Annotated in this window: 29 protein-coding genes; 19 read left to right on the forward strand and 10 right to left on the reverse strand. The window is 62.9% G+C overall.

What is annotated here, in order from left to right:
* Positions 1 to 30: 30 nt before the first annotated feature.
* Positions 31 to 375 (forward strand): DUF6314 family protein, encoded by a 345-nt coding sequence (locus C667_RS26735; protein ID WP_083881267.1) that lies wholly within the window; start codon positions 31 to 33, stop codon positions 373 to 375.
* Between the two features lie 38 nt (positions 376 to 413).
* Here the strand turns inward: C667_RS26735 and C667_RS24750 are convergent, their stop codons facing one another.
* Both C667_RS24750 and C667_RS04260 read right to left on the reverse strand, forming a co-directional pair.
* A complete protein-coding gene (locus C667_RS24750; protein ID WP_004099025.1) occupies positions 414 to 1,373 on the reverse strand; it encodes a YeeE/YedE thiosulfate transporter family protein in 960 nt (319 codons plus the stop codon).
* A gap of 26 nt (positions 1,374 to 1,399) precedes the next feature.
* Positions 1,400 to 1,999, reverse strand: a complete 600-nt coding sequence (locus C667_RS04260) for a MarR family winged helix-turn-helix transcriptional regulator (RefSeq protein WP_228722688.1) — start codon at positions 1,997 to 1,999, stop codon at positions 1,400 to 1,402.
* A 190-nt stretch (positions 2,000 to 2,189) separates the two neighbouring features.
* On the opposite strand from C667_RS04260, the gene C667_RS04265 reads away from it, so the two are divergent.
* The 5 genes from C667_RS04265 (at position 2,190) to C667_RS04285 (ending at position 7,113) form a co-directional block, all read left to right on the forward strand.
* Positions 2,190 to 2,522: a LysR family transcriptional regulator gene (locus C667_RS04265; protein ID WP_004357617.1), complete on the forward strand. Its 333-nt coding sequence runs from the start codon at positions 2,190 to 2,192 to the stop codon at positions 2,520 to 2,522.
* 111 nt (positions 2,523 to 2,633) lie between these two features.
* Entirely contained in the window at positions 2,634 to 4,313 is a 1,680-nt protein-coding gene (locus tag C667_RS04270; RefSeq protein ID WP_003465068.1) for a TnsB C-terminal domain-containing protein, read from the forward strand.
* A 2-nt stretch (positions 4,314 to 4,315) separates the two neighbouring features.
* Positions 4,316 to 5,224 carry a TniB family NTP-binding protein gene (locus tag C667_RS04275; RefSeq protein ID WP_003465065.1) on the forward strand — a complete coding sequence of 303 codons (909 nt, stop codon included), beginning with the start codon at positions 4,316 to 4,318 and terminating at the stop codon, positions 5,222 to 5,224.
* Positions 5,221 to 6,438 (forward strand): TniQ family protein, encoded by a 1,218-nt coding sequence (locus tag C667_RS04280; protein WP_003465063.1) that lies wholly within the window; start codon positions 5,221 to 5,223, stop codon positions 6,436 to 6,438. The genes C667_RS04275 and C667_RS04280 overlap by 4 nt, the downstream gene beginning before the upstream one ends.
* Positions 6,439 to 6,498: 60 nt before the next feature.
* Complete coding sequence (locus C667_RS04285) at positions 6,499 to 7,113, forward strand: recombinase family protein (protein WP_000904941.1); 615 nt, start codon at positions 6,499 to 6,501, stop codon at positions 7,111 to 7,113.
* A 52-nt stretch (positions 7,114 to 7,165) separates the two neighbouring features.
* Here C667_RS04285 and merE read toward each other — a convergent pair whose 3' ends face one another.
* From merE to merT, 6 genes are read right to left on the reverse strand one after another with little or no spacing between them, the layout of a single operon-like run.
* A complete protein-coding gene (gene merE, locus C667_RS04290) occupies positions 7,166 to 7,402 on the reverse strand; it encodes a broad-spectrum mercury transporter MerE (protein WP_001087809.1) in 237 nt (78 codons plus the stop codon).
* Positions 7,399 to 7,764, reverse strand: a complete 366-nt coding sequence (gene merD / locus C667_RS04295) for a mercury resistance co-regulator MerD (protein WP_003465059.1) — start codon at positions 7,762 to 7,764, stop codon at positions 7,399 to 7,401. The genes merE and merD overlap by 4 nt, the downstream gene beginning before the upstream one ends.
* A 16-nt stretch (positions 7,765 to 7,780) precedes the next feature.
* Positions 7,781 to 9,427 (reverse strand): mercury(II) reductase, encoded by a 1,647-nt coding sequence (gene merA, locus C667_RS04300; protein ID WP_000136268.1) that lies wholly within the window; start codon positions 9,425 to 9,427, stop codon positions 7,781 to 7,783.
* Positions 9,424 to 9,669 carry a mercury resistance system transport protein MerF gene (gene merF, locus C667_RS04305; RefSeq protein WP_000654684.1) on the reverse strand — a complete coding sequence of 82 codons (246 nt, stop codon included), beginning with the start codon at positions 9,667 to 9,669 and terminating at the stop codon, positions 9,424 to 9,426. The genes merA and merF overlap by 4 nt, the downstream gene beginning before the upstream one ends.
* A 2-nt stretch (positions 9,670 to 9,671) precedes the next feature.
* Positions 9,672 to 9,947, reverse strand: coding sequence for a mercury resistance system periplasmic binding protein MerP (merP, locus tag C667_RS04310; RefSeq protein ID WP_000735441.1), 276 nt, complete (start codon positions 9,945 to 9,947; stop codon positions 9,672 to 9,674).
* Positions 9,948 to 9,962: 15 nt separating this feature from the next.
* On the reverse strand, positions 9,963 to 10,313 hold the full coding sequence (gene merT, locus C667_RS04315; protein ID WP_001294667.1) for a mercuric ion transporter MerT: 351 nt from the start codon (positions 10,311 to 10,313) through the stop codon (positions 9,963 to 9,965).
* A 71-nt stretch (positions 10,314 to 10,384) separates the two neighbouring features.
* Between merT and merR the strand changes: the two genes are divergently transcribed.
* The 11 genes from merR (at position 10,385) to C667_RS04360 (ending at position 16,483) form a co-directional block, all read left to right on the forward strand.
* Positions 10,385 to 10,819 carry a mercury resistance transcriptional regulator MerR gene (merR, locus tag C667_RS04320; RefSeq protein ID WP_000429838.1) on the forward strand — a complete coding sequence of 145 codons (435 nt, stop codon included), beginning with the start codon at positions 10,385 to 10,387 and terminating at the stop codon, positions 10,817 to 10,819.
* A gap of 245 nt (positions 10,820 to 11,064) precedes the next feature.
* Positions 11,065 to 11,331, forward strand: a complete 267-nt coding sequence (locus C667_RS04325; RefSeq protein ID WP_016487057.1) for a nucleotidyltransferase family protein — start codon at positions 11,065 to 11,067, stop codon at positions 11,329 to 11,331.
* The gene (locus tag C667_RS04330; RefSeq protein ID WP_003100872.1) at positions 11,328 to 11,714 is read left to right on the forward strand and encodes a HepT-like ribonuclease domain-containing protein; all 387 of its coding nucleotides are present in this window, start codon (positions 11,328 to 11,330) and stop codon (positions 11,712 to 11,714) included. Before C667_RS04325 ends, C667_RS04330 begins: the two co-directional genes overlap by 4 nt.
* A gap of 15 nt (positions 11,715 to 11,729) precedes the next feature.
* Positions 11,730 to 11,903, forward strand: coding sequence for a hypothetical protein (locus C667_RS26145; RefSeq protein ID WP_003154411.1), 174 nt, complete (start codon positions 11,730 to 11,732; stop codon positions 11,901 to 11,903).
* A gap of 47 nt (positions 11,904 to 11,950) precedes the next feature.
* Positions 11,951 to 12,307, forward strand: coding sequence for a cupin domain-containing protein (locus C667_RS24765; protein ID WP_003465043.1), 357 nt, complete (start codon positions 11,951 to 11,953; stop codon positions 12,305 to 12,307).
* 254 nt (positions 12,308 to 12,561) lie between these two features.
* Positions 12,562 to 12,888, forward strand: a complete 327-nt coding sequence (locus C667_RS04335) for a hypothetical protein (protein ID WP_003100858.1) — start codon at positions 12,562 to 12,564, stop codon at positions 12,886 to 12,888.
* Entirely contained in the window at positions 12,885 to 13,385 is a 501-nt protein-coding gene (locus C667_RS04340) for a hypothetical protein (protein ID WP_003100856.1), read from the forward strand. The genes C667_RS04335 and C667_RS04340 overlap by 4 nt, the downstream gene beginning before the upstream one ends.
* A complete protein-coding gene (locus C667_RS04345; RefSeq protein WP_003100853.1) occupies positions 13,382 to 13,753 on the forward strand; it encodes a hypothetical protein in 372 nt (123 codons plus the stop codon). Before C667_RS04340 ends, C667_RS04345 begins: the two co-directional genes overlap by 4 nt.
* Positions 13,747 to 14,304 carry a recombinase family protein gene (locus C667_RS04350; RefSeq protein ID WP_003100847.1) on the forward strand — a complete coding sequence of 186 codons (558 nt, stop codon included), beginning with the start codon at positions 13,747 to 13,749 and terminating at the stop codon, positions 14,302 to 14,304. The genes C667_RS04345 and C667_RS04350 overlap by 7 nt, the downstream gene beginning before the upstream one ends.
* A gap of 152 nt (positions 14,305 to 14,456) precedes the next feature.
* Entirely contained in the window at positions 14,457 to 15,143 is a 687-nt protein-coding gene (locus tag C667_RS04355) for a heavy metal response regulator transcription factor (protein ID WP_004355846.1), read from the forward strand.
* Positions 15,144 to 15,145: 2 nt separating this feature from the next.
* Positions 15,146 to 16,483 carry a heavy metal sensor histidine kinase gene (locus C667_RS04360; protein ID WP_004355848.1) on the forward strand — a complete coding sequence of 446 codons (1,338 nt, stop codon included), beginning with the start codon at positions 15,146 to 15,148 and terminating at the stop codon, positions 16,481 to 16,483.
* An 18-nt stretch (positions 16,484 to 16,501) separates the two neighbouring features.
* Here the strand turns inward: C667_RS04360 and C667_RS04365 are convergent, their stop codons facing one another.
* The gene (locus C667_RS04365; protein ID WP_039920561.1) at positions 16,502 to 18,904 is read right to left on the reverse strand and encodes a heavy metal translocating P-type ATPase; all 2,403 of its coding nucleotides are present in this window, start codon (positions 18,902 to 18,904) and stop codon (positions 16,502 to 16,504) included.
* A gap of 110 nt (positions 18,905 to 19,014) precedes the next feature.
* Between C667_RS04365 and cadR the strand changes: the two genes are divergently transcribed.
* Both cadR and C667_RS04375 read left to right on the forward strand, forming a co-directional pair.
* On the forward strand, positions 19,015 to 19,470 hold the full coding sequence (gene cadR / locus C667_RS04370) for a Cd(II)/Pb(II)-responsive transcriptional regulator (protein WP_004355852.1): 456 nt from the start codon (positions 19,015 to 19,017) through the stop codon (positions 19,468 to 19,470).
* 56 nt (positions 19,471 to 19,526) lie between these two features.
* Positions 19,527 to 20,468 carry a site-specific integrase gene (locus tag C667_RS04375; protein WP_004355854.1) on the forward strand — a complete coding sequence of 314 codons (942 nt, stop codon included), beginning with the start codon at positions 19,527 to 19,529 and terminating at the stop codon, positions 20,466 to 20,468.
* Here the strand turns inward: C667_RS04375 and tnpC are convergent.
* Positions 20,456 to 20,812 carry a Tn3 family transposase post-transcriptional regulator TnpC gene (gene tnpC, locus C667_RS04380; protein WP_004355856.1) on the reverse strand — a complete coding sequence of 119 codons (357 nt, stop codon included), beginning with the start codon at positions 20,810 to 20,812 and terminating at the stop codon, positions 20,456 to 20,458. The two genes, C667_RS04375 and tnpC, sit on opposite strands and share 13 nt — an antisense overlap.

A 20,812-nucleotide genomic window follows, 5' to 3' on the forward strand; every position in this document is an offset into this window, starting at 1 on the left:
GCTATCCGCTCACCAGATCAAGGTCATGCTGTGCCGTGCCGGCGGTGGACGCCGGATTTGTGCGGGAATCGACCGCCGTTAACACTGGCAGATGGCAGAGTATTCTCCGCGTGCCGGCAGTATCGCTATCGCTTGAGCGAGGACAGTGTTGTCGTCGAGTTCGCAGACGGACCTCATATCGGGACGCAGTTCCTCAGCTTGAGTTTCTCGCGGACGGATACCGGGTTGGAAGCGAGTGGCGTCTATGCCTGCGGAGACGACACCTACCATGCAACCTACAGGATTCTGGGGCCGGCGGCCTTTGAAGTGGTCATCATGGTCCAAGGGCCTGCAAAGGCATACGAGCTAGTCAGCCGATATTCCCGGTCGGGATAAATGCTCATGTCAGGAGGGCAAGTCCTCTGTTGCCCTTATCATGGCCGTGAAAGGCAGCGCCGGAATAACTTACCACGCGCTGCAAATCCGAAGACGATTGTCGTCGTCATCAGAAGGTAGGCGACTATCCCACCAGGTGAAAGAGTCGGAACCGCTGCGAGGATCAACCCATCATTCCCGCCGGGTATGAGCGCGATGCCGATACCCATCAATGTGCCGCCGACGACAGATCGCAGAATGCCATTGGCTGTCGGCAGTTGGAGACGCAGATTGCCTTGGCGAAAGGAGGCGGTTAGGGCGCCTGCGATCGAAGAGATCACCGCAGTGAGCGCGACCTCGCCGGCCGGGGACATTCTGAGAGGAAGGGCGCGTTGAATCACGTCTGCGAAGGTCCAGGCCGGCGAGAGTGCATATAGAAGTCCGCCAGTGATACCGAGTCCAATCATCGAAGCGCCGAACGACCAACCCGGCTTTGTTCGCAGAACGCTCTTCGTGGAAACGAAAACGAGTGCCAGCACGAGCACAACTAGGAAGGCTAGGAGAGTAACGAGGCCTGTTGCGCTCGGTTTGGAGATTAAGCTTGGCCATGTTGAATCGTAGCCGAACCTGCCATGGTCGGCAGCCAAGATACCAATCGTTAATCCCAAGGGTAGAGCTAGAAGTCGCATCTCCCCATCCCCAAGCCGCGCCAGCGATCCGAGCAGGCATGTGTCATTAATGAGTGCGCCGAGGCCGAAGGCGATGGCGCCGATGAGCAGGAGGAAATTGATGCTGGTCGAGGGTGCGAGTGTTGCGCCCAGTGTTCCCGTCCAGACTATCGGGACCGCAACCAGGCCTGCCGCTGCCGACGCTGCGAGAAATCCGACGAACATTTTCGGCGGCTGTCTTCTGTGTAACTCATGAGCGGCCACCACTAAACAGGTTCCGCCTTGGTTCGCCGCATATCCGAACCCGAAGGCAAGTACGCATAGAAGAAGTTCGAGCGCAAACGATCCCATTATTTCAAGCCTGCCTGATCATATCGTCAGCCTTCTGATGCGACGTTCCAGCGTGGCGAGCGCCCCGGCTTAGCTTTACCACGGGAAGGCGCGATCCTGCTGTAGCCGCACAGATGGCAAAGGCTGACCGAGCCATCTTTGTCGAAGCCGTTTGCCACAAGGAGCCGCTCCGACAGCATGCCTAGAATGTCGAGGTCATTGGGCGACAGGGGCGAAATACATTCGGAGATCACCTGCTCCCGTGCCTTGAGCAAGGCGTCCGTTATCTTCTTCCCCGAATTGGTGAGGTGAATGAAGCGCGCCCGCCTGTCGGTGATTTGTCTTCGTCGTTCCACCAACTGTTCGCGCTCGAGCCTATCGATCAATCGCACCGTCCCGGCATGAGAAAGCCCGATCGAGGTAGCCAAAACGCTGATCGGCAGTCCGGGCTCCATGCTGAGTAACACCATCACGGCGGTCCCCGGGCCGCTTGGTGAAAACGAGGCCGAGACACTGGCGATGCTGTCTGCAACGGCCAACGCGAGTGCACCTAAATGGTACTTGGCGACCTCAGGCTCCATACCGCAAGAATATATGCTTCGCGCATAGACTTCAAGCGTGTGAAAATGTATGACCGCCGCATGCATCTATGACAGATTCGGACATGGTCATGCTCATTGAGGGGCTCAGCTCGGATTCCACATCTGAGATCAACGGACGTGCTCGTTCCCCAGGCGCTAGCGGGGGTGGGCTCGATGAAAGTGGACGTGCATGGGTGCCGCTCACCGGGCGCAGGCGGTTCGCCGATGAGACCGCCGGTATGATCGGACGGGTCTCATGCCCGACCTGACTCTTGATCTCCGATACCTGAAGTACGCCGTTCAGGTCGCCGAGGCCGGCAGCTTCCGCCGAGCGGCGGAGCGCCTATCGATATCGCAATCCACCGTCAGCCGACGTGTGCAGCTGTTTGAGCGCCAACTTGGCTTTTCTCTCTTCAAGCGTACGCGAGCGGGGGCAGGGCTGACTCCAGAAGGTGAGCGCTTCCTTCAACAAGCGGTGGTGGGAGCGCGCTACCTTCGTAACGCCGCAACGGAGATCCGCTCCGCGCGGAAACTCAAGACCGGGCTCGTGAGGTTTGTGTCGTTTTCAGAAGACGACCGCACCATCTGACTGGATGTAACGCCTGGTGTGCATACGGCTCCTGACAGCCCAATATCAGGAGTCGTCTGCACCAATCTCGACTATGCTCAATACTCGTGTGCACCAAAGCGAGGTTTGGGCATGACATCAGACACTCCACCGATTGCCGCGCAAGGCGTGGCCACCCTGCCCGACGAGGCATGGGCGCAAGCCCGGCACCGGACGGAAATCATCGGGCCACTGGCAGCGCTTGAGGTGGTCGGGCATGAAGCCGCCGATGAGGCAGCCCAAGCGCTGGGCCTGTCCCGGCGACAGGTATATGTCCTGATCCGTCGCGCCCGGCAGGGTACTGGCCTGGTAACAGACCTGACGCCCGGCCGATCCGGCGGCGGCAAAGGCAAGGGGCGCTTGCCGGAACCGGTCGAGCGCATCATCCGCGAGCTGCTGCAAAAGCGCTTCCTGACCAAGCAGAAACGCAGCCTGGCGGCGTTCCACCGCGAAGTCGCGCAGGCGTGCAAAACCCAGAAGCTGCCGGTGCCGGCGCGCAACACCGTGGCCCAGCGGATTGCCGGACTACACCCGGCGAAAATAGCCCGCAGCCGGGGCGGGCAGGACGCTGCCCGTCCCTTGCAAGGCGCGGGTGGCATTCCGCCAGAAGTCACCATGCCGCTGGAACAGGTGCAGATCGACCACACCGTCATCGACCTGATCGTGGTCGACGAGCGCGACCGGCAACCGATTGGCCGCCCATATTTGACCCTCGCCATCGACGTGTTCACGCGCTGCGTACTCGGCATGGTGGTCACGCTGGAAGCGCCGTCCGCCGTCTCGGTCGGCCTATGCCTCGCGCATGCCGCCTGCGACAAGCGGCCCTGGCTGGAAGGGCTGAATGTGGAAATGGACTGGCCGATGAGCGGCAAGCCCAGGCTGCTCTATCTGGACAACGCGGCCGAGTTCAAAAGCGAAGCGCTGCGCCGTGGCTGCGAACAGCATGGCATCCGGCTGGACTATCGCCCACCAGGCCAGCCGCACTACGGCGGCATCGTGGAACGGATCATCGGCACGGCGATGCAGATGATCCACGACGAATTACCGGGGACGACCTTCTCCAATCCCGGCCAGCGCGGCGAGTACGATTCCGAGAAGATGGCCACCCTGACGCTGCGCGAGCTGGAGCGCTGGCTCGCGTTGGCGGTAGGCACCTATCACGGCTCCGTGCACAACGGCCTGCTCCAGCCGCCGGCCGCGCGCTGGGCCGAGGCCGTGGAGCGCGTTGGCGTCCCGGCCGTCGTTACCCGCCCCACCGCGTTTTTGGTCGATTTCCTGCCGGTGATCCGCCGCACCCTGACCCGCACCGGCTTTGTCATCGACCACATCCACTACTACGCCGACGCCCTCAAGCCGTGGATTGCCCGGCGCGAGCGCTTGCCCGCCTTCCTGATCCGGCGCGATCCGCGCGACATCAGCCGCATCTGGGTACTGGAACCGGAAGGTCAGCACTATCTGGAGATCCACTACCGCACCTTGTCCCATCCGGCCGTCACCCTCTGGGAACAACGCCAGGCGCTGGCCAAATTGCGTCAGCTCGGGCGCGAGCAGGTGGACGAGTCGGCGCTGTTCCGCATGATCGGGCAGATGCGCGAGATCGTGACCACCGCCCAGAAGGCCACGCGCAAGGCGCGGCGCGACGCTGATCGCCGCCAGCACCTCAAGACGTCGGAGCCACCGGCCAAGCCCATACCGCCGGATGTGGACATGGCTGACCCGCAGGCAGACAACCTGCCGCCGGCCAAACCGTTCGATCAGATCGAGGAGTGGTAGCCGTGGACGAATATCCCGTCATTGACCTGTCCCACCTGCTGCCAGCGGCACAGGGTTTGGCCAGGCTGCCGGCAGACGAGCGCATCCAGCGCATTCGCGCCGACCGCTGGATCGGCTACCCGCGCGCGGTCGAGGCGCTGAACCGGCTGGAAACTCTGTATGCGTGGCCGAACAAGCAACGCATGCCAAACCTGCTGCTGGTCGGCCCCACCAACAACGGCAAGTCGATGATCGTCGAGAAATTCCGGCGGGCGCACCCGGTCGGCACCGACGCTGACCAAGAACATATCCCGGTGCTGGTCGTGCAGATGCCGTCAGAGCCATCGGTGATCCGCTTCTATGTCGCGCTGCTGGCTGCGATGGGCGCGCCGCTGCGCCCGCGCCCACGGCTGCCGGAAATGGAGCAACTGGCGCTGGCCCTGCTGCGCAAGGTCGGCGTGCGCATGCTGGTGATCGACGAACTGCACAATGTACTGGCTGGCAACAGCGTTAACCGGCGCGAGTTCCTCAACCTGCTGCGCTTCCTCGGCAACGAGCTGCGTATCCCCCTGGTCGGGGTCGGCACGCGCGAGGCGTACCTGGCCATCCGTTCGGACGATCAGTTGGAAAACCGCTTCGAGCCGATGCTGCTGCCGCCGTGGGAGGCCAATGAGGACTGCTGCTCGCTGCTGGCCAGCTTCGCGGCGTCACTCCCGCTACGGCGGCCATCCCCGATTGCCACGCTGGACATGGCCCGCTACCTGCTCACCCGGAGCGAAGGCACCATCGGCGAGCTTGCACATCTGCTGGTGGCGGCGGCCGTCGCCGCCGTGGAGAGTGGCGAGGAAGCGATCAACCACCGCACGCTCAGCATGGCCGACTACATCGGCCCCAGTGAGCGGCGGCGACAGTTCGAGCGGGAACTGATGTGAAGTCCGCGCCGCGCTGGCCGCTGCATCCGGCACCCAAGGAAGGCGAAGCCCTGTCCTCATGGCTCAACCGGGTCGCCGCCTGCTACCAGATGGACGTGCACGAGCTGCTGGCCCACGATCTTGGTCACAGCCAACTTGATGACCTGGATACCGCACCATCCTTGTCGTTGCTGACGGCGCTCTGCCAGCGCAGTGGCGTCGAGCTGGAGCGGTTGCGCAGCATGAGTCTTGCAGGCTGGGTGCCGTGGCTGCTCGACAGTCTCGACGATTCGGTACCAGCAGCCTTGGAAACCTATACATTCCAATGCGCGGTGCTCCTGCCCAAGCGCACCCGCAAGGTGCGGTCCATCACTCGCTGGCGTGCCTGGCTACCGAGCCAGACGATTCGCCGGGCGTGTCCGCAGTGTCTGAACGATCCAACGAATCAAGCTGTGCTACTCGTCTGGCAGCTCCCCTTGATGCTGAGCTGCCCGCAGCATGGCTGCTGGCTGGAGTCCTACTGGGGCATGCCCGGCCGGTATCTTCAGTGGGAAATCGCCGATGCTGCGCCGCGCCCTGCCGATGACGCAATCGCCTGCATGGACCGGCGCACCTGGCAGGCGCTGACGACGGGTTTTGTGGAGCTGCCGCGTCGGCGTGTCCACGCCGGCTTGTGGTTCCGGCTGCTGCGCACCCTGCTTGATGAGCTGAACACGCCGCTCTCGCACTGCGGCAGTTGCTCGGCGAGCATCCGCCATGTCTGGGAGCGCTGCGGCCATCCGCTGCGCGCCGGGCAGAGTCTGTGGCGTCCCTACGAGATTCTGGCCCCGGCGGTGCAGTGGCAGATGCTGGAGGCGGCGGCCACCGCCATCACGCTGATCGAGTCAAAGGCGCTGATCCCGCGCGGGGAACAGGCCGCGCTGTTTCAGACGGAGCCGCACACTGGTTTCACCAACGGCCTGCCGGCGAAGGTGCCGAAGCCGGAACCCATCAACCACTGGCAACGAGCAGCCCAGGCCATCGATGAGGCCATCATTGAAGCGCGACACAACCCGGAGACGGCCCGCTTGCTGTTCACACTGGCGTCCTACGGGCGACGCGACCCCGAATCCCTGGAACGTTTGCGCGCCACGTTCACCAAGGAGGGCATCCCGCCGGAGTTTTTGTCACATTACGAGCCTGAATGGCCGTTTGCAGGTCTTAGACTAAATGACGGGTTAAGTGACAGTTTTTGACGGCGAGAACTTTCTGGCTCACACTGTCACATAATCGAACGTATATGTGACAGGTACGACATGCTGATAGGCTACATGCGGGTATCGAAGGCGGACGGCTCCCAGGCTACCGATTTGCAGCGCGACGCGCTGATTGCCGCCGGGGTCGATCCAGTACATCTTTACGAGGACCAGGCATCCGGCATGCGCGAGGATCGGCCCGGCTTGACGAGCTGCCTGAAGGCGTTGCGAACTGGCGACACACTGGTCGTGTGGAAACTGGATCGGCTCGGACGCGACCTGCGACATCTCATCAACACCGTGCACGACCTGACTGGGCGCGGCATCGGCTTGAAGGTATTAACCGGGCACGGCGCGGCCATCGACACCACGACCGCCGCCGGCAAGCTGGTCTTTGGCATCTTCGCCGCCCTGGCCGAGTTCGAGCGCGAGTTGATCGCGGAGCGCACGATTGCCGGCCTAGCCTCGGCCCGCGCGCGCGGGCGGAAAGGCGGCCGGCCGTTCAAGATGACCGCCGCCAAGCTGCGGCTGGCGATGGCGGCAATGGGTCAGCCAGAGACCAAGGTCGGCGACCTGTGCCAGGAACTTGGCGTCACGCGGCAGACCCTGTATCGGCATGTTTCACCCAAGGGTGAGCTACGTCCAGATGGCGAGAAGCTACTCAGCCGAATTTGATGCCGGCATGAGGCAACGTAGCGACAGCGTGGTTTGTCTCAATGGGAAGCGCTCATGATCGATCTTTGAAGGCCCGCAGCAGTCGTGTCACAGACAGGACGAACAAACCGGTCAGCGTGAGGGCTGCGATACCCCAGTACTCTCCGATGAACGCGCCGGCCGTCGTGCCGGCCAGCACAATGGCGAGAATCGGCAAATGGCAGGGACAGGTGAGCACGGCCAGCGCGCCCCACAGGTAGCCGGTGATCGGTTTGTGCGTCTCGGACGGCAAGCGCTCGGGGCTGTTCATGGCAGACTCTCCGCGTGCTGTGCCGGCTCGGTCGGCATGGTGGCCAACTGCACCTCCAGATCGGCCAACGCTTCGCGCCGACGCTCGACGAACTGGCGCAGAACGGCAAGCTGCGCGGCCGCTTCATCGCCGTCCGCAGCATCCAGCGCCCGGCACAGCCGCGCCAGCGCGTCCAGGCCGATGCCCGCCTCGAAGGCCGCCCGCACGAAGCACAGCCGTTGCAAGGCGGCATCATCGAACAGGCCATAGCCGCCCGGGGTGCACGCCACCGGACGCAGCAATCCGCGCAGCAGGTAGTCGCGCACGATATGCACGCTCACCCCGGCATCAAGGGCCAGCCGGGACACGGTGTAGGCGCTCATTGAAAACCTCCTTTTTTTATCCAGCGCAGCAGGAAAGCTGCTTCACGTCCTTGTTGAAGGTCTGCGCCGCAAGCTTCAACCCCTCGACCATTGTCAGGTAGGGGAACAACTGGTCGGCCAGTTCCTGCACCGTCATGCGGTTGCGGATGGCGAGCACCGCCGTCTGGATCAGTTCGCCCGCTTCCGGGGCCACCGCCTGCACGCCGATGAGCCGTCCGCTACCTTCCTCGATGACCAGCTTGATGAAGCCGCGTGTGTCGAAGTTGGCAAGCGCTCGCGGAACGTTGTCGAGTGTCAGCGTGCGACTGTCGGTCTCGATGCCATCGTGGTGCGCTTCCGCCTCGCTGTAGCCCACGGTGGCGACTTGCGGGTCGGTGAACACCACTGCCGGCATCGCGGTCAGATTGAGGGCTGCGTCGCCGCCGGTCATGTTGATCGCGGCACGGGTGCCGGCGGCCGCTGCCACGTAGACGAACTGCGGCTGGTCGGTGCAGTCGCCGGCCGCGTAGATGTTCGGGTTGCTCGTGCGCATGCCTTGGTCGATAACGATGGCCCCTTGCGCATTGACAGTGACCCCCGCCGCGTCCAGCGCGAGGCTGCGCGTATTCGGTGCCCGACCGGTGGCAACCAGCAACTTGTCAGCGCGCAATTCACCGTGTCCGGTGGTCAGCACGAATTCGCCGTTCACATGGGCGACCTGGCTGGCTTGCGTGTGCTCCAGCACCTCGATGCCCTCGGCGCGGAAAGCGGCTGTCACGGCCTCGCCGATGGCCGGGTCTTCCCGGAAGAACAAGGTGCTGCGTGCCAGGATCGTGACCTGGCTGCCGAGCCGGGCAAAGGCTTGCGCCAGTTCCAACGCCACCACCGACGAACCGATCACGGCCAGGCGTGCGGGAATGGTGTCGCTGACAAGCGCTTCGGTGGAAGTCCAGTAGGGTGACTCTTTCAGGCCCGGAATCGGCGGCACGGCCGGACTGGCACCGGTGGCGACCAGGCAGCGGTCGAACGTTACCTCGCGCTCGCCACCCTCGTTCAAACGGACGACCAGGCTCTGGTCGTCCTTGAAACGCGCTTCACCGTGCAAAACGGTGATGGCTGGATTGCCGTCCAGGATGCCTTCGTATTTGGCGTGCCGCAGTTCATCGACACGGGCCTGCTGCTGGGCCAGCAGTTTGCTGCGGTCAATCGCAGGCACAGTTGCCGCAATACCGCCGTCGAACGGACTTTCCCGGCGCAGATGGGCAATATGGGCAGCGCGGATCATGATCTTGGACGGCACACAGCCGATATTGACGCAGGTGCCGCCGATGGTGCCGCGTTCGATCAGCGTGACCGTCGCGCCTTGCTCGACGGCCTTCAGCGCCGCCGCCATCGCGGCCCCGCCGCTGCCAATGATGGCGATATGCAAACCGGCGCCCTCAAGTGCATCACGGATTTTTGGTTCATCTTTGAAATCACCAACCCGGATCGAGCCTTGATAACCCAATGCGGCGATGGCGGCCAGCAGTTGGTTGTGGCTCACGGCGGTGTCTGCCATGACTTGCGCGCGGCTTTCTGGATAGGACACCACAGCGGCATTCACGCCGGGAATCTTTTCCAAAGCATCTTTGACATGGGTGGCGCAGGATGTGCAGGTCATGCCATTCACGGTGATTTCGGTCATTTTTTTACTCCATTGAATTTCGGTGTGCAGCAGGCATCGGCTTGGCGTTTTCGTTGGATGGCGTAGATGGTCAAGCCGATGAAAATCGCCAGCGCAGGCAGCAGCACATAGTCCAGATAGCCGGTCAGCGCGGACAAGCCGACCACACCGAGCAAAATGACCAGAACAGGGGTGAAGCAACACAGCGCCACGAGGGTTGTGCCAATGATGCTGACCCGCAGCAGTGTCTTCGGGTCTTTCATGATCAGTTCTTGACTGATGATGGGTAGCCCGCATCCTCGGTAGCCTTGGTCAGTTTCTGCACGCTGGTCTTGGCATCATCGAAGGTGACCACCGCTTCGCGCGTCTCGAAGGTCACGTCAACTTTACTGACGCCATCGACCTTGGAAATCGCCTTCTTGACAGTGATCGGACAGGCCGAGCAGGTCATGCCCGGTACGGACAGCGTAACGGTCTGGGTGGCGGCCCACACGGGGGCAACAACGGCAGCGAGGGCAAGGGCGGAAAGCAGCTTTTTCATGGTGAACTCCTGTGATCAATAGAAAAATGGCACGACGTAGGGAAATCCGAGCGCGACCAAAACCAGCACGGCCACGCCCCAGAAAATGAGCTTGTAAGTAGCTCGCACTTGGGGAATCGCGCAAACCTCACCCGGTTTGCAGGCGGCTGACGGCCGGTAGATGCGCCGCCAGGCGAAGAACAACGCCACCAGCGCCACGCCGATAAAGATGGGGCGATAGGGTTCCAACACCGTCAAGTTGCCGATCCAAGCGCCGCTGAACCCCAAGGCGATCAGAACCAGCGGCCCGAGGCAGCAAGCCGAGGCGAGGATGGCGGCCAGCCCGCCAGTGAAGAGCGCGCCGCGCCCGTTTTGAGGTTCAGACATACGTTTGTCCTTTCGAATCTGAATTGGATAGCTTAAGCTTACTTCCGTAGTTATGTACGGAGTCAAGCGATATGGAAAACAATTTGGAGAACCTGACCATTGGCGTTTTCGCCAGGACGGCCGGGGTCAATGTGGAGACCATCCGGTTCTATCAGCGCAAGGGCTTGCTCCCGGAACCGGACAAGCCTTACGGCAGCATTCGCCGCTATGGCGAGACGGATGTAACGCGGGTGCGCTTCGTGAAATCAGCCCAGCGGTTGGGCTTCAGCCTGGATGAGATCGCCGAGCTGCTGCGGCTGGAGGATGGCACCCATTGCGAGGAAGCCAGCAGCCTGGCCGAGCACAAGCTCAAGGACGTGCGCGAGAGGATGGCTGACCTGGCGCGCATGGAGGCCGTGCTGTCTGATTTGGTGTGCGCCTGCCATGCGCGGAAGGGGAACGTTTCCTGCCCGCTGATTGCGTCACTGCAAGGGAAGAAAGAACCGCGCAGTGCGGACGCGGTGTAGCCCGAGGGAACTACGCCTTAGCGTGCTTTATTTTCCGTTTTCTGAGGCGACTCCAACGTCAGAAAAGACCGTGCGGTCGACTTTTGATATTTCGTGCTGTCGCCTTCTGAAAGTGACAGCGCGGCACGGGAATCAAGGCATTGCGATTCTCGAAAATAGTTCTTGAAATTCTATTCTTGATTGCATATCATCTCAACGAGTTTCGATAAGAAAGGATGCGCATGCGACCGTCTGTTGTGCTTGACATGAAGCGAAGCGCAGTGCGTGAAGCGGTAGGCCGCTTTCGCGCCGCGAACCCGCGCGTCTTCGGCTCGGTGCTGCATGGCACCGACCGGGATGGCAGCGACCTCGACCTGTTGGTCGATGCGCTGCCCGGTGCCACGTTGTTGGACTTGGGCGATTTGGAAGAAGAACTGAAATCGCTGCTCGGCGTTGACGTCGATCTGCTGACTCCCGGCGACCTGCCGCCGAAGTTCCGGGCCAAGGTGCTCGCGGAGGCGCAACCGATATGAGCGAGAACCGCCTGCCCGATTACCTCGACCACATTCAGCAGGCCGCAACCGATGCGCGCAGCTTCGTGGAAGGGATGGCCAAGGACGACTTCTTGGCCGACAAGCGCACCCAGCAGGCCGTCATCATGAGCCTGATCGTCATCGGCGAGGCGGCCACAAAGGTGATGGATGGCTACGTCGAGTTCACCCAGGCGCATGCCGACGTGCCGTGGCGCAGCATGCGCAATATGCGTAATCGCATGGCTCACGGCTATTTCGACATCAACCTCGATGTGGTGTGGGAGACGGTACAGGAATGGCTGCCGGCGTTGCTCCAGCAATTGCCCGCCGTGCGTCAGGATGCCGACGATGAAGACCGTAACGACAAAGGCATGGAGCCATGACCAATCAAGCCGCCGATGTTCGGCCCCTCTGGCGTGTTCGATCCCGCGACCTATGAGCCGCGCTCGGGCAAGACCTTCTGGATGGCCGCAACGGACGTGAGTTCGCTGGTGGGCAAGGAGGCAGCAGCCGACACGCTCATCGGCAACTGCACGACCGCACGACCAGCCTCCCGTTCAAATTCGAGTTAGAACTCATATCCAGCCTGTCTGGGGGCACTGTGAAAGAGGGATCTCCGATGACTGTTGAATCGAGAATATTTTCTGTAGCCGAGTATGTTCAGCCGTCCGAAGGCGAGCCTATTCGTTCCGTTGTGCTTGAAACCCGAGACTCAATTATCGTGGTTTGGCATGTCCATCCCGGGCAGGAAATTGCGGCTCACATTCATCCTCACGGCCAAGACACGTGGACTGTTTTGTCGGGAATGGCTGATTACTTTCAGGGCAATGGGATTGTTCGTGCCCTCAGGGAAGGTGAGATAGCCGTGGCAAGACCGGGCCAAGTGCACGGGGCGCGAAATACAGGTACCGAGCCATTTGTGTTCGTCTCGGTTGTGGCATCAGCCAATGCCGGTTTCGTATTGGCTGAGCGATAGAGCCCAATCTCTGGAGTTGGTCCAATGAGCGGTCGGGGAGATAGGTAACAGACATGCAGCGGACACGGCTGCTAAACCAGGTCGCAAACCTCCTTGCGTCGCAGCGTGCCGCAAGCGACGCGATCAATCGAATGGGGTCGGCATGAGACTGAACACCATCCAGTTCCCGACCGCGTAGCCGCCTGTCCTGCCGATCAGGTCTTGACCATCGACGCCTGGGATCAGTCCTGAATGTTCTTGGAGACCACTACGTTATGAGCCGCAGCCGCCGCAAAACACCCATCGTCGGGCACACGACCTGCGGCAGCGAGCGCGAGGACAAGAAGCTCTGGCATCAGCGCTGGCGCACCCGTGAGCGCACGGCGCTGACCAGCGCGTCGCCCGAAGCCCTGAGCGCCCATCTGCCCCTGCTGGAAAACCAGGCCAGCAGCGTCTGGTCGATGGGCAAGGATGGCCGCTCCTACTGGCCCGTCAAGCGCCAGGCCGCCACGGCGGATCGCATCGCCAATCACAAGGGACGCAACCCGCAAGAACGCGCCTCCCTGAAAAAGCGCCTGCTGCGCAAGTGGATGAGCAAATGAAGCTCTCCTTCCATCAGCACATTGCGCTGTTCTGGATGATCGGTGCTCCGGGCGTCTTCGCGCCCGTGATCGAGAACGCCAAGCGGCCCGATGCCGGCGCCGTCATGGCGTGGGGTGTCGCGATCGTGGCGGTGATGATCCTCTTCACCCCTTTGCTGCTGCGCTGTCCACCATTCCGGCGCTGGTATGGCCGGACGGATGCGCTGTCGGAGCGGCAGCGCCAGGCGCTTGCCGAGCGCGGCCTGCGCCGCTACTACCAGACCGCTTTCGATGACGGCTACGTGCCCCGCGTGATGCCCTACGTGTGGCGCATCATCTGGACGGTCGGCGGGTTGATGGCTGTGACCGCCGTACTGCCTACCAACACCGGACGGCCAGCCTTCGATGCCTTGGTGGTCTTCTCGACCTGGTATCCGATAGGCGTGATGCTGCTGGTTTTCGCGTCGAGGCCCCTTGGCCGGTTGATTCGCCAAAGAGCACAGGAGCGGCGGAAATGAGCACGTCAACCATCGAGGCGCTGGCCAGCGCCTGGGCAAGGATTGCCGAGGAAGCGGAATTCCCCGCTGACTACGAGGGGACTGCCACACCACAAGCGCATCGGGCTAGCGAAGCTATTCAGGAGCAGATTCGGGAGCGCATCGTCGCCACCAACGACATGCGGCTGTTCAGCCTGCTGCACCTGCTGGGTCAGGCGTCGCTGCGCATGGAGCAAGCGCTGTGGCCGGAGGATTACGAGCGGATGACGCGCGAGGTTGAGGAAGCCCTGCGGCAAGCCACCGACGCCAACGCCAGATCGTACACCCACGAAGAAGTGATGCAGGCGATGCAGGAACGCATCGACCGGGCGCGAGACAAGCCATGTTGATTGGCTATGCGCGCGTCTCGACGCAGGATCAGAACCTGGAGCTGCAACGCGAAGCCTTGAGCAAGGCCGGATGTAAAAAGGTCTTCGAGGACAAGGTGAGTGGCACGCGGGCAGACCGGCCTGGCTTGGCCAAGACGCTCGAAATGCTGCGCGAAGGCGATACTTTGGTCGTCTGGAAGCTCGACCGGCTGGGCCGGTCGGTCAAGCAACTGGTCGATCTGGTCGGCGATCTGCACAAGCACGGTGTCCAGTTCAGGAGCCTCACCGACTCCATCGACACCGGCACACCATCCGGGCGGTTCTTCTTCCACGTCATGGCGAGCCTTGCCGAAATGGAGCGCGAGCTGACCGTCGAGCGCACCCGCGCCGGGCTGGAAGTCGCCAAGCAGCTCGGCCGCAAAGGCGGCCGCAAGCCGAAGATGACCGACAGCAAGATCGAGTCGGCCAAGAAGCTGCTGGCCAGCGGGGTGCCGCCCAAGGACGTGGCCAAGAACCTCGGCGTGTCCATTCCGACGCTGTACCGCTGGGTGCCAGCCTCCACGCACGCTTAGCGTGCTTTATTTTCCGTTTTCTGAGACGACCCCTGCATACGCCATGTGCCGGGTACGGGGCGTACTGTAGAAAACCGTTCACGTCGAATCGCGAACAGCCCGATTACGAATTCGTAATGTCGACGCGCCACCGCCTCCGCGATAATTCGTGCATGAAGATCCTGGTCGTCGAAGACGAGCCGAAGCTCGCCGAATACTTGCGCAAGGCGCTGACCGAAAACAGCTACGTCGTCGATGTCGCGCACAGCGGCACCGAGGGGCGCTATCTCGCGATCGAAGGGCATTACGACCTCGTCCTGCTCGATGTCATGCTGCCGGGCCTGGACGGCTTCGCCGTCTTGCGCGAACTGCGGCGCGGCAAGCACGTACCGGTGCTGATGCTCACCGCGCGGGACAAGGTGGAGGATCGCGTGAAGGGGCTGCAGGCGGGTGCCGACGACTATCTTGTGAAACCCTTTGCCCTGTCCGAACTGCTCGCACGCGTCCAGGCGCTGTTACGGCGTGGCGCCATTCCGACGGCCGGTCAAGATCTCACGGTCCTCAGGCTGGCCGACCTCGAACTCGATCTCGTGCGGCGCAAGGCGTCGCGCGCCGGACAACGGCTCGATCTGACGGCCAAGGAATTCACACTGCTGACCTTGTTGTTGCGCCGGCACGGTCAGGTGCTGTCGCGCACCGCGCTGGCCGAGCAGGTGTGGGACATGAACTTCGAGAGCAATACGAATGTCGTGGAGGTTGCGGTACGGCGCTTGCGCAGCAAGCTCGATGACCCCTTCGCGAAGAAGCTGCTGCACACCGTGCGCGGCATGGGCTACGTGCTGGAAGACCGGGAACCCTGAGGATGCGCAATCCGCGTTCGCTGGGCCGCTGGCTGTCATGGTGGCTCGCGGTACAGACCTTCATCGGACTCGGATTCGTCTGCGTCGTCGTGTATGTGGCCACCAGCCTCAACTTTTCTGCGAAGCAGACCGAGGAGCTTCGGCACAAGCAGGACGTGATCCGCCACCTTGTTCGTGAGATCGCGACACCGGAGGAACTGCCGAGCCTACGTCACAAGCTCGACGATTTCTTCATCGGCCATGCCGACCTCAAACTGCGGCTGACCGAGGGCGCCGAGACGCTCCTGTACATGACGCCGCCGGCCCCCGAGCCCCCCGCGCACCTGCGTCGGGTTGAATTCGAGATCCCTTCACCGTGGTCGGGCACGGCCGTGCTGCGTGCCGAATTGGCGCTCGACAGCAGTTCCGATGCCCAATTGCTGAGGCAACTGGCGTGGACGTTACTGGCGAGTGCGCTGGCCGGCGCCGTGGTCGTCTCCGCCGGGGGGGCGTGGCTCGTGCAACGCGCGCTGCTGCCCGTTCGCGACCTGGCTCGGCAAGCCGCCGCGCTCAGTCCGGAAAACGTCGGACAGCCGCTGGATGGTTCCGCGCAGGCGCAGGAACTGCAGCCGCTGGTCGCGCAGTTCAACGCGCTGCTCGTGCGGCTGGACAACGCATACTGGCAACTGGAAGGCTTCAATGCGGACGTCGCCCATGAACTGCGTACGCCGCTGGCGACACTGATCGGCGAGACCGAACTCGCCCTGAGCCGCGAACGCGGCATTCCCGAGTTGCGGGACGTGCTGGGATCGAACCTCGAGGACCTGCACCGCCTGGCGAGTCTCGTCAATGACATGCTGTTCCTGTCGAAGGCCGATCGCGGCGAGCGGGCGCGCCGAAGCCCTGTCGGCAGCCTCGCCGCTCTTGCGACCGAGGTGGTCGAATTCCACGATGCAGCACTCCAGGAGGCGGGCGTCAGCGTTCGGGTTTGCGGGGACGGCGGCGGCGGCTTTGATGCGGGTTTGTTGCGGCGGGCGATATCGAACCTCCTCGCCAACGCGACCCGTTTTGCGGAGCGCGGGTCGATGGTTGACGTCGACATCGAGCCGGACGCTGCCGGCGGCGTTCGCCTGTCCGTCAGCAACGTCGGGCCGGTGATTCCTGCGGAACATCTTCCACGCCTGTTCGACCGCTTCTACCGGGCGGACGCGGCGCGCGAACACGGAAGCACCAATCACGGACTCGGATTGTCGATCGTCGCAGCGATCGCGCGCATGCATGGCGGCAAGCCGTTCGCCCGATCGGCCGCCGGCAGGACGACGATCGGTTTCAGTATTCTTGCATTTGCCTCAAGCCGGTAAGCCGTCCAAGTGTGCCGGTTATCTCCGCAACAAGCGGAGTCCATTTGCCACGACCAGCAAACTCGCCCCCATGTCCGCGAATACCGCCATCCACATCGTGGCCTGCCCGCTCACGGTGAGCAGCAGAAACCCCGCCTTGATGCCGAGCGCCACTACGATGTTCTGGATCAGCACGTCGGATGTGGCCTGTGACAGGCGCACGAAGGCGGGGATCTTGCGCAGGTCGTCGTCCATCAACGCCACGTCCGCGGTCTCGATCGCGGTGTCCGTGCCCGCCGCCCCCATCGCGAAACCGATGTCCGCGCGGGCCAGCGAGGGTGCGTCGTTGATGCCGTCTCCCACCATGCCGACCTTGCCCCCCTTCCGGTGCGTCAGCAGTGATTCGATGGTGCTGAGTTTGTCTTCCGGCAGCAGATTGCCCCTTGCCTCGTCGATACCCACCGCGCGGGCAATCGCTTCGGCCGTGTGAGTGTTATCGCCGGTGAGCATCAGCGTCTTCACCCCCAGGGAATGCAGATCGGCAATCGCCTGACGGCTCGTCTCGCGCAGCGTGTCGGCGACGGCGAAGATGGCCAGCACCTCTGCATGGTTCGCCAAGAGTACGGCCGTCTTGCCTTGGCGCTCGAGCGTGTCGAGCGCTTTTTCGATGTCGGGTGAGCACAGGCCGATTTCCTCGATCAGTCGATGGTTGCCGAGCTGATAGACGTGACCATCAATGCCGCCACGCACGCCGCGGCCCGGAATGGCGGCGAAATCGGCGACCTCGCGCAACACCCATCCCATTTCAACCGCGGCACGGGCGATCGCCAGCGAGACCGGATGATCCGAGCGCGCCGCGAGACTGCCTGCCAGGATATGCGCCTGGTTCGCGTCGCCGCTCAGCACCATGAAGTCCGTCTGGGCGGGCCTGCCGTGCGTAATCGTGCCGGTCTTGTCGAGCGCCAGCGTGGCGAGCTTGCGCCCCTCTTCGAGATAGACGCCACCTTTCACCAGAATGCCCTTGCGGGCGGCCGCGGCGAGACCGCTGACTATCGTGACCGGCGTCGAGATCACCAAGGCACACGGACAGGCAATCACCAGCAGCACCAGCGCCTTGTAGATCCAGTCCATCCACGCGCCGTCGAAAGCTAGCGGTGGCACGATGGCCACCAGCAGCGCGCCGGCGAACACGACGGGCGTGTAGATCCGGGCGAACCGGTCGACGAAGCGCTGGGTGGGCGCGCGGCTGCCCTGGGCCGATTCGACCGCGTGGATGATGCGGGCCAGGGTGGAATGGCTCGCCTCCGCTGTCACGCGATATTCCAGCGATCCCGCTTCATTGATCGTTCCGGCGAACACGTTGTCGCCTTCGGCCTTATCGACCGGCAGGCTCTCGCCGGTGATGGGCGCCTGATTGACCGTCGAACGTCCGCTGATCACCACGCCGTCGAGCGCAATCCGCTCACCGGGGCGCACGCGCACCACGGCCTCCAGCGGCACCGTCTTGGCCGGCATGGTTACCCACCTTCCATCGCCCTGGCATACGGTCGCAGTGTCGGGCGCGAGTTCCAGCAAGCCGCGAATCGCATTGCGCGCCCGATCGAGCGATTTCGCTTCGATCACCTCGGCCAGCGTGAACAGGAACATCACCATGGCCGCTTCCGGCCAGTGTCCGATGAGCATCGCGCCGGTCACGGCAATCGACATGAGTGCGTTGATGTTGAGATTGCGATGCCTGAGCGCGATCCAGCCTTTCTTGTAGGTCGCCAGACCGCCACTGAGGATCGACACCAGCGCGAGAGCCAGGACGGTCCAGTGGTCACCGCCGTTGAGCCAATACACCCCCTCGGCCAACGTCGCGGTGACTCCGGCCAGCGCCATCGGCCACCAGTGGGTCTTGGGCGCGGGTTTGATCGGCGGCGCTGCGCTCTCCGTGCCTGCCGATTCGACCTTCGCTTCGAGACCAATGGCTTTCAGGGCGCCGAGGACCGCTTCCAATGCTCCCGGACGATGCGTCACGCTCAGCCGACGCTGGACGAGGTTGAAATCGAGCGCCGCCACTCCAGCCATGCCAGCGAGCTTGCTCCGGATCAACGCCTCCTCGGTCGGACAGTCCATCCCGGCGATCGCGAGCGTCGTGCGCACGGCAGCAGTGGTCTTATCGATGCGCTGTGCCGGCGCACCGATGGCTGGCACGGCGGCGTCGGCCGCGACCGGCGGGTCGGGGCGATCGCTCACGTCCGACCTTTGCCGGGTCACGGTGAGGTCGAGTCCCGTCACGCCGTCGAGGGGTTCAAGATTGTTGCGGACCAGCGCCGCATCGGTGGGGCAGTCCGTGCTGTCGACGCCGTATAGCTTCCCGTTGGGGCCGTCGGGGGACGAATCACCCGGCGACTGCGACACGATGGAACATCCGCAACTACCAACACTGCATTTGCTCATGCTTGGTTCCCCTGTCTGGACTTGCAGTCATTTAACAATCCGTAGTCACTACAGAGTCAAGGACCTAGAATGCCGGTAGGATCTTCCTTCCCGCCTGGAGGACAAGCACGATGAAAATCGGTGAGCTGGCCAGAGTGACCGGCACCCCGGTAGAGACCATCCGCTACTACGAGCGCGAAGGGTTGCTGGCCGCCCCGGCACGTACGGACGGCAATTTCCGCATCTACGAGGACACCCACGCCGAGCGTTTGTCGTTCATCCGCCATTGCCGATCGCTGGACATGTCGTTGGACGAGATTCGCATCCTGCTGCGCTTCAAGGATGCGCCGGGCGCGAACTGCGGCGATGTGAACACGTTGCTCGATGCGCACATCGTTCACGTCGCGGCACGTATCCGCGAACTGCGTGTGCTGGAGCGGCAACTCAAGAGCCTGCGCGAACAATGTCCCCAGGCACGGGATGCTGCCCACTGTGGCATCCTGCACGAGTTGTCACAGCCCGCGTGTCCGGGAGCACCTATCAGTGGCGGGCACGTGCATGGCGCGCACGGCGGCGTCCGAAAATGAACGACATTCAGCCCCGCGCCGCACGCTATGCTTGAGTCGGTCATCAGGACGCTCCCATGAATGAGGTCGATGTCTACGTACACGCGGCAACACGCGCCAATACGCGTCGCAGCTACACCTCCGCCGTGCGCCACTTCGAGGTGGAATGGGGTGGCTTCCTGCCGGCGAGCGCGGACAGCATCGCGCGCTATCTGGCGCGGCATGCCGAACTGCTGTCCATCGCTACCCTGCGACAGCGCCTCGCAGCCTTGTCGCGCTGGCACCAGGATCACGGCTTTGCCGATCCTACCAAGGCCCCTCTGGTACGACAGACCATGAAGGGCATTCAAACCGTGCATCCGCCGCAAACCCGTCAGGCGGTGCCGCTACAGATTGGCCAACTGTCCCACGCCGTGACATGGCTGGACCACGCGATCGGGACCCAGGGCGCGGTCGCGCGACTGCGCCACACCCGTGACAAGGCGCTACTCCTCCTGGGTTTCTGGCGCGGATTCCGAAGTGACGAGTTGATCCGCCTGGAAACGCAAGATGTCGAACTCGTGCCCGCCCAAGGCATGACCTGCTTCCTGCCTCGAACCAAGGGCGACCGGCAGGCGGCCGGACGGTGCTTCAAGGTGCCGGCCTTGTCGCGTCTGTGCCCCGTGGCGGCCTATACGGCCTGGAAGGATCTGTCGGGGATTGAGGAAGGGCCGGTCTTCCGCGGGATCGATCAATGGGGACGAATCCGTGTCCACGGCCTGCACGTCAACAGCGTCACGCCGCTGCTGCGCAGCATTTTCGAGCGCGCGGGACTCCTGTCGGCCGACAGCTTCAGCAGCCATTCCTTGCGTCGTGGTTTCGCCAACTGGGCCAACGACAACGGCTGGGATGTCAAGAGCCTGATGGAATACGTCGGCTGGCGTGATGTGAAGTCTGCCCTGCGCTATATCGACGGGGCCGATGCCTTCGGTCAGCAGCGCATCGAACGCGCCTTGTCGGACGACGCTCAGACGTCGTGATCCGGCTGCAGGTCGGCCAACGGCTGCAGAGCTGCGGCGATCTCGAGACAGTGATCGGACATCTGCCGGAACTCGTCGATGAGGGCGGCGGCAACTTCCCACAGGTCATCGGCGCTCGATTCGCTCGGATTCGCGCCATTGATGACAGTGTGCGCCATGCGATGAAGACGCAGCAGTTCATCCCGCACACCCCCTGTTCTGTCGAAACGCTGCGCCATCGGAGCCAGCCCGTCGACCAGTTCGAGTAGCGCTGTGGTATCAAAGCTTTGCCGCAGGTTGTCCAGTGCTGCGGAGTCAACATCGCCGTAGGGGGTAACCGCGAAACGGGGTTCAGGGATGTCCAT

The sequence above is a fragment of the Thauera phenylacetica B4P genome (assembly GCF_000310225.1).
Taxonomy (GTDB): Bacteria; Pseudomonadota; Gammaproteobacteria; order Burkholderiales; family Rhodocyclaceae; genus Thauera; species Thauera phenylacetica.

Bases quoted from the DNA above. Each gene is read 5' to 3' on its own strand.
- C667_RS24750 (WP_004099025.1), bottom strand. From the start codon at position 1,373: ATGGGATCGTTTGCGCTCGAACTTCTTCTATGCGTACTTGCCTTCGGG.
- C667_RS04260 (WP_228722688.1), bottom strand. From the start codon at position 1,999: ATGCATGCGGCGGTCATACATTTTCACACGCTTGAAGTCTATGCGCGA.
- C667_RS04265 (WP_004357617.1), top strand. From the start codon at position 2,190: ATGCCCGACCTGACTCTTGATCTCCGATACCTGAAGTACGCCGTTCAG.
- C667_RS04270 (WP_003465068.1), top strand. From the start codon at position 2,634: ATGACATCAGACACTCCACCGATTGCCGCGCAAGGCGTGGCCACCCTG.
- C667_RS04285 (WP_000904941.1), top strand. From the start codon at position 6,499: ATGCTGATAGGCTACATGCGGGTATCGAAGGCGGACGGCTCCCAGGCT.
- merE (WP_001087809.1), bottom strand. From the start codon at position 7,402: ATGAACAGCCCCGAGCGCTTGCCGTCCGAGACGCACAAACCGATCACC.
- merD (WP_003465059.1), bottom strand. From the start codon at position 7,764: ATGAGCGCCTACACCGTGTCCCGGCTGGCCCTTGATGCCGGGGTGAGC.
- merA (WP_000136268.1), bottom strand. From the start codon at position 9,427: ATGACCGAAATCACCGTGAATGGCATGACCTGCACATCCTGCGCCACC.
- merF (WP_000654684.1), bottom strand. From the start codon at position 9,669: ATGAAAGACCCGAAGACACTGCTGCGGGTCAGCATCATTGGCACAACC.
- merP (WP_000735441.1), bottom strand. From the start codon at position 9,947: ATGAAAAAGCTGCTTTCCGCCCTTGCCCTCGCTGCCGTTGTTGCCCCC.
- merT (WP_001294667.1), bottom strand. From the start codon at position 10,313: ATGTCTGAACCTCAAAACGGGCGCGGCGCGCTCTTCACTGGCGGGCTG.
- merR (WP_000429838.1), top strand. From the start codon at position 10,385: ATGGAAAACAATTTGGAGAACCTGACCATTGGCGTTTTCGCCAGGACG.
- C667_RS04325 (WP_016487057.1), top strand. From the start codon at position 11,065: ATGAAGCGAAGCGCAGTGCGTGAAGCGGTAGGCCGCTTTCGCGCCGCG.
- C667_RS04330 (WP_003100872.1), top strand. From the start codon at position 11,328: ATGAGCGAGAACCGCCTGCCCGATTACCTCGACCACATTCAGCAGGCC.
- C667_RS26145 (WP_003154411.1), top strand. From the start codon at position 11,730: ATGTTCGGCCCCTCTGGCGTGTTCGATCCCGCGACCTATGAGCCGCGC.
- C667_RS24765 (WP_003465043.1), top strand. From the start codon at position 11,951: ATGACTGTTGAATCGAGAATATTTTCTGTAGCCGAGTATGTTCAGCCG.
- C667_RS04335 (WP_003100858.1), top strand. From the start codon at position 12,562: ATGAGCCGCAGCCGCCGCAAAACACCCATCGTCGGGCACACGACCTGC.
- C667_RS04340 (WP_003100856.1), top strand. From the start codon at position 12,885: ATGAAGCTCTCCTTCCATCAGCACATTGCGCTGTTCTGGATGATCGGT.
- C667_RS04345 (WP_003100853.1), top strand. From the start codon at position 13,382: ATGAGCACGTCAACCATCGAGGCGCTGGCCAGCGCCTGGGCAAGGATT.
- C667_RS04350 (WP_003100847.1), top strand. From the start codon at position 13,747: ATGTTGATTGGCTATGCGCGCGTCTCGACGCAGGATCAGAACCTGGAG.
- C667_RS04355 (WP_004355846.1), top strand. From the start codon at position 14,457: ATGAAGATCCTGGTCGTCGAAGACGAGCCGAAGCTCGCCGAATACTTG.
- C667_RS04360 (WP_004355848.1), top strand. From the start codon at position 15,146: ATGCGCAATCCGCGTTCGCTGGGCCGCTGGCTGTCATGGTGGCTCGCG.
- C667_RS04365 (WP_039920561.1), bottom strand. From the start codon at position 18,904: ATGAGCAAATGCAGTGTTGGTAGTTGCGGATGTTCCATCGTGTCGCAG.
- cadR (WP_004355852.1), top strand. From the start codon at position 19,015: ATGAAAATCGGTGAGCTGGCCAGAGTGACCGGCACCCCGGTAGAGACC.
- C667_RS04375 (WP_004355854.1), top strand. From the start codon at position 19,527: ATGAATGAGGTCGATGTCTACGTACACGCGGCAACACGCGCCAATACG.
- tnpC (WP_004355856.1), bottom strand. From the start codon at position 20,812: ATGGACATCCCTGAACCCCGTTTCGCGGTTACCCCCTACGGCGATGTT.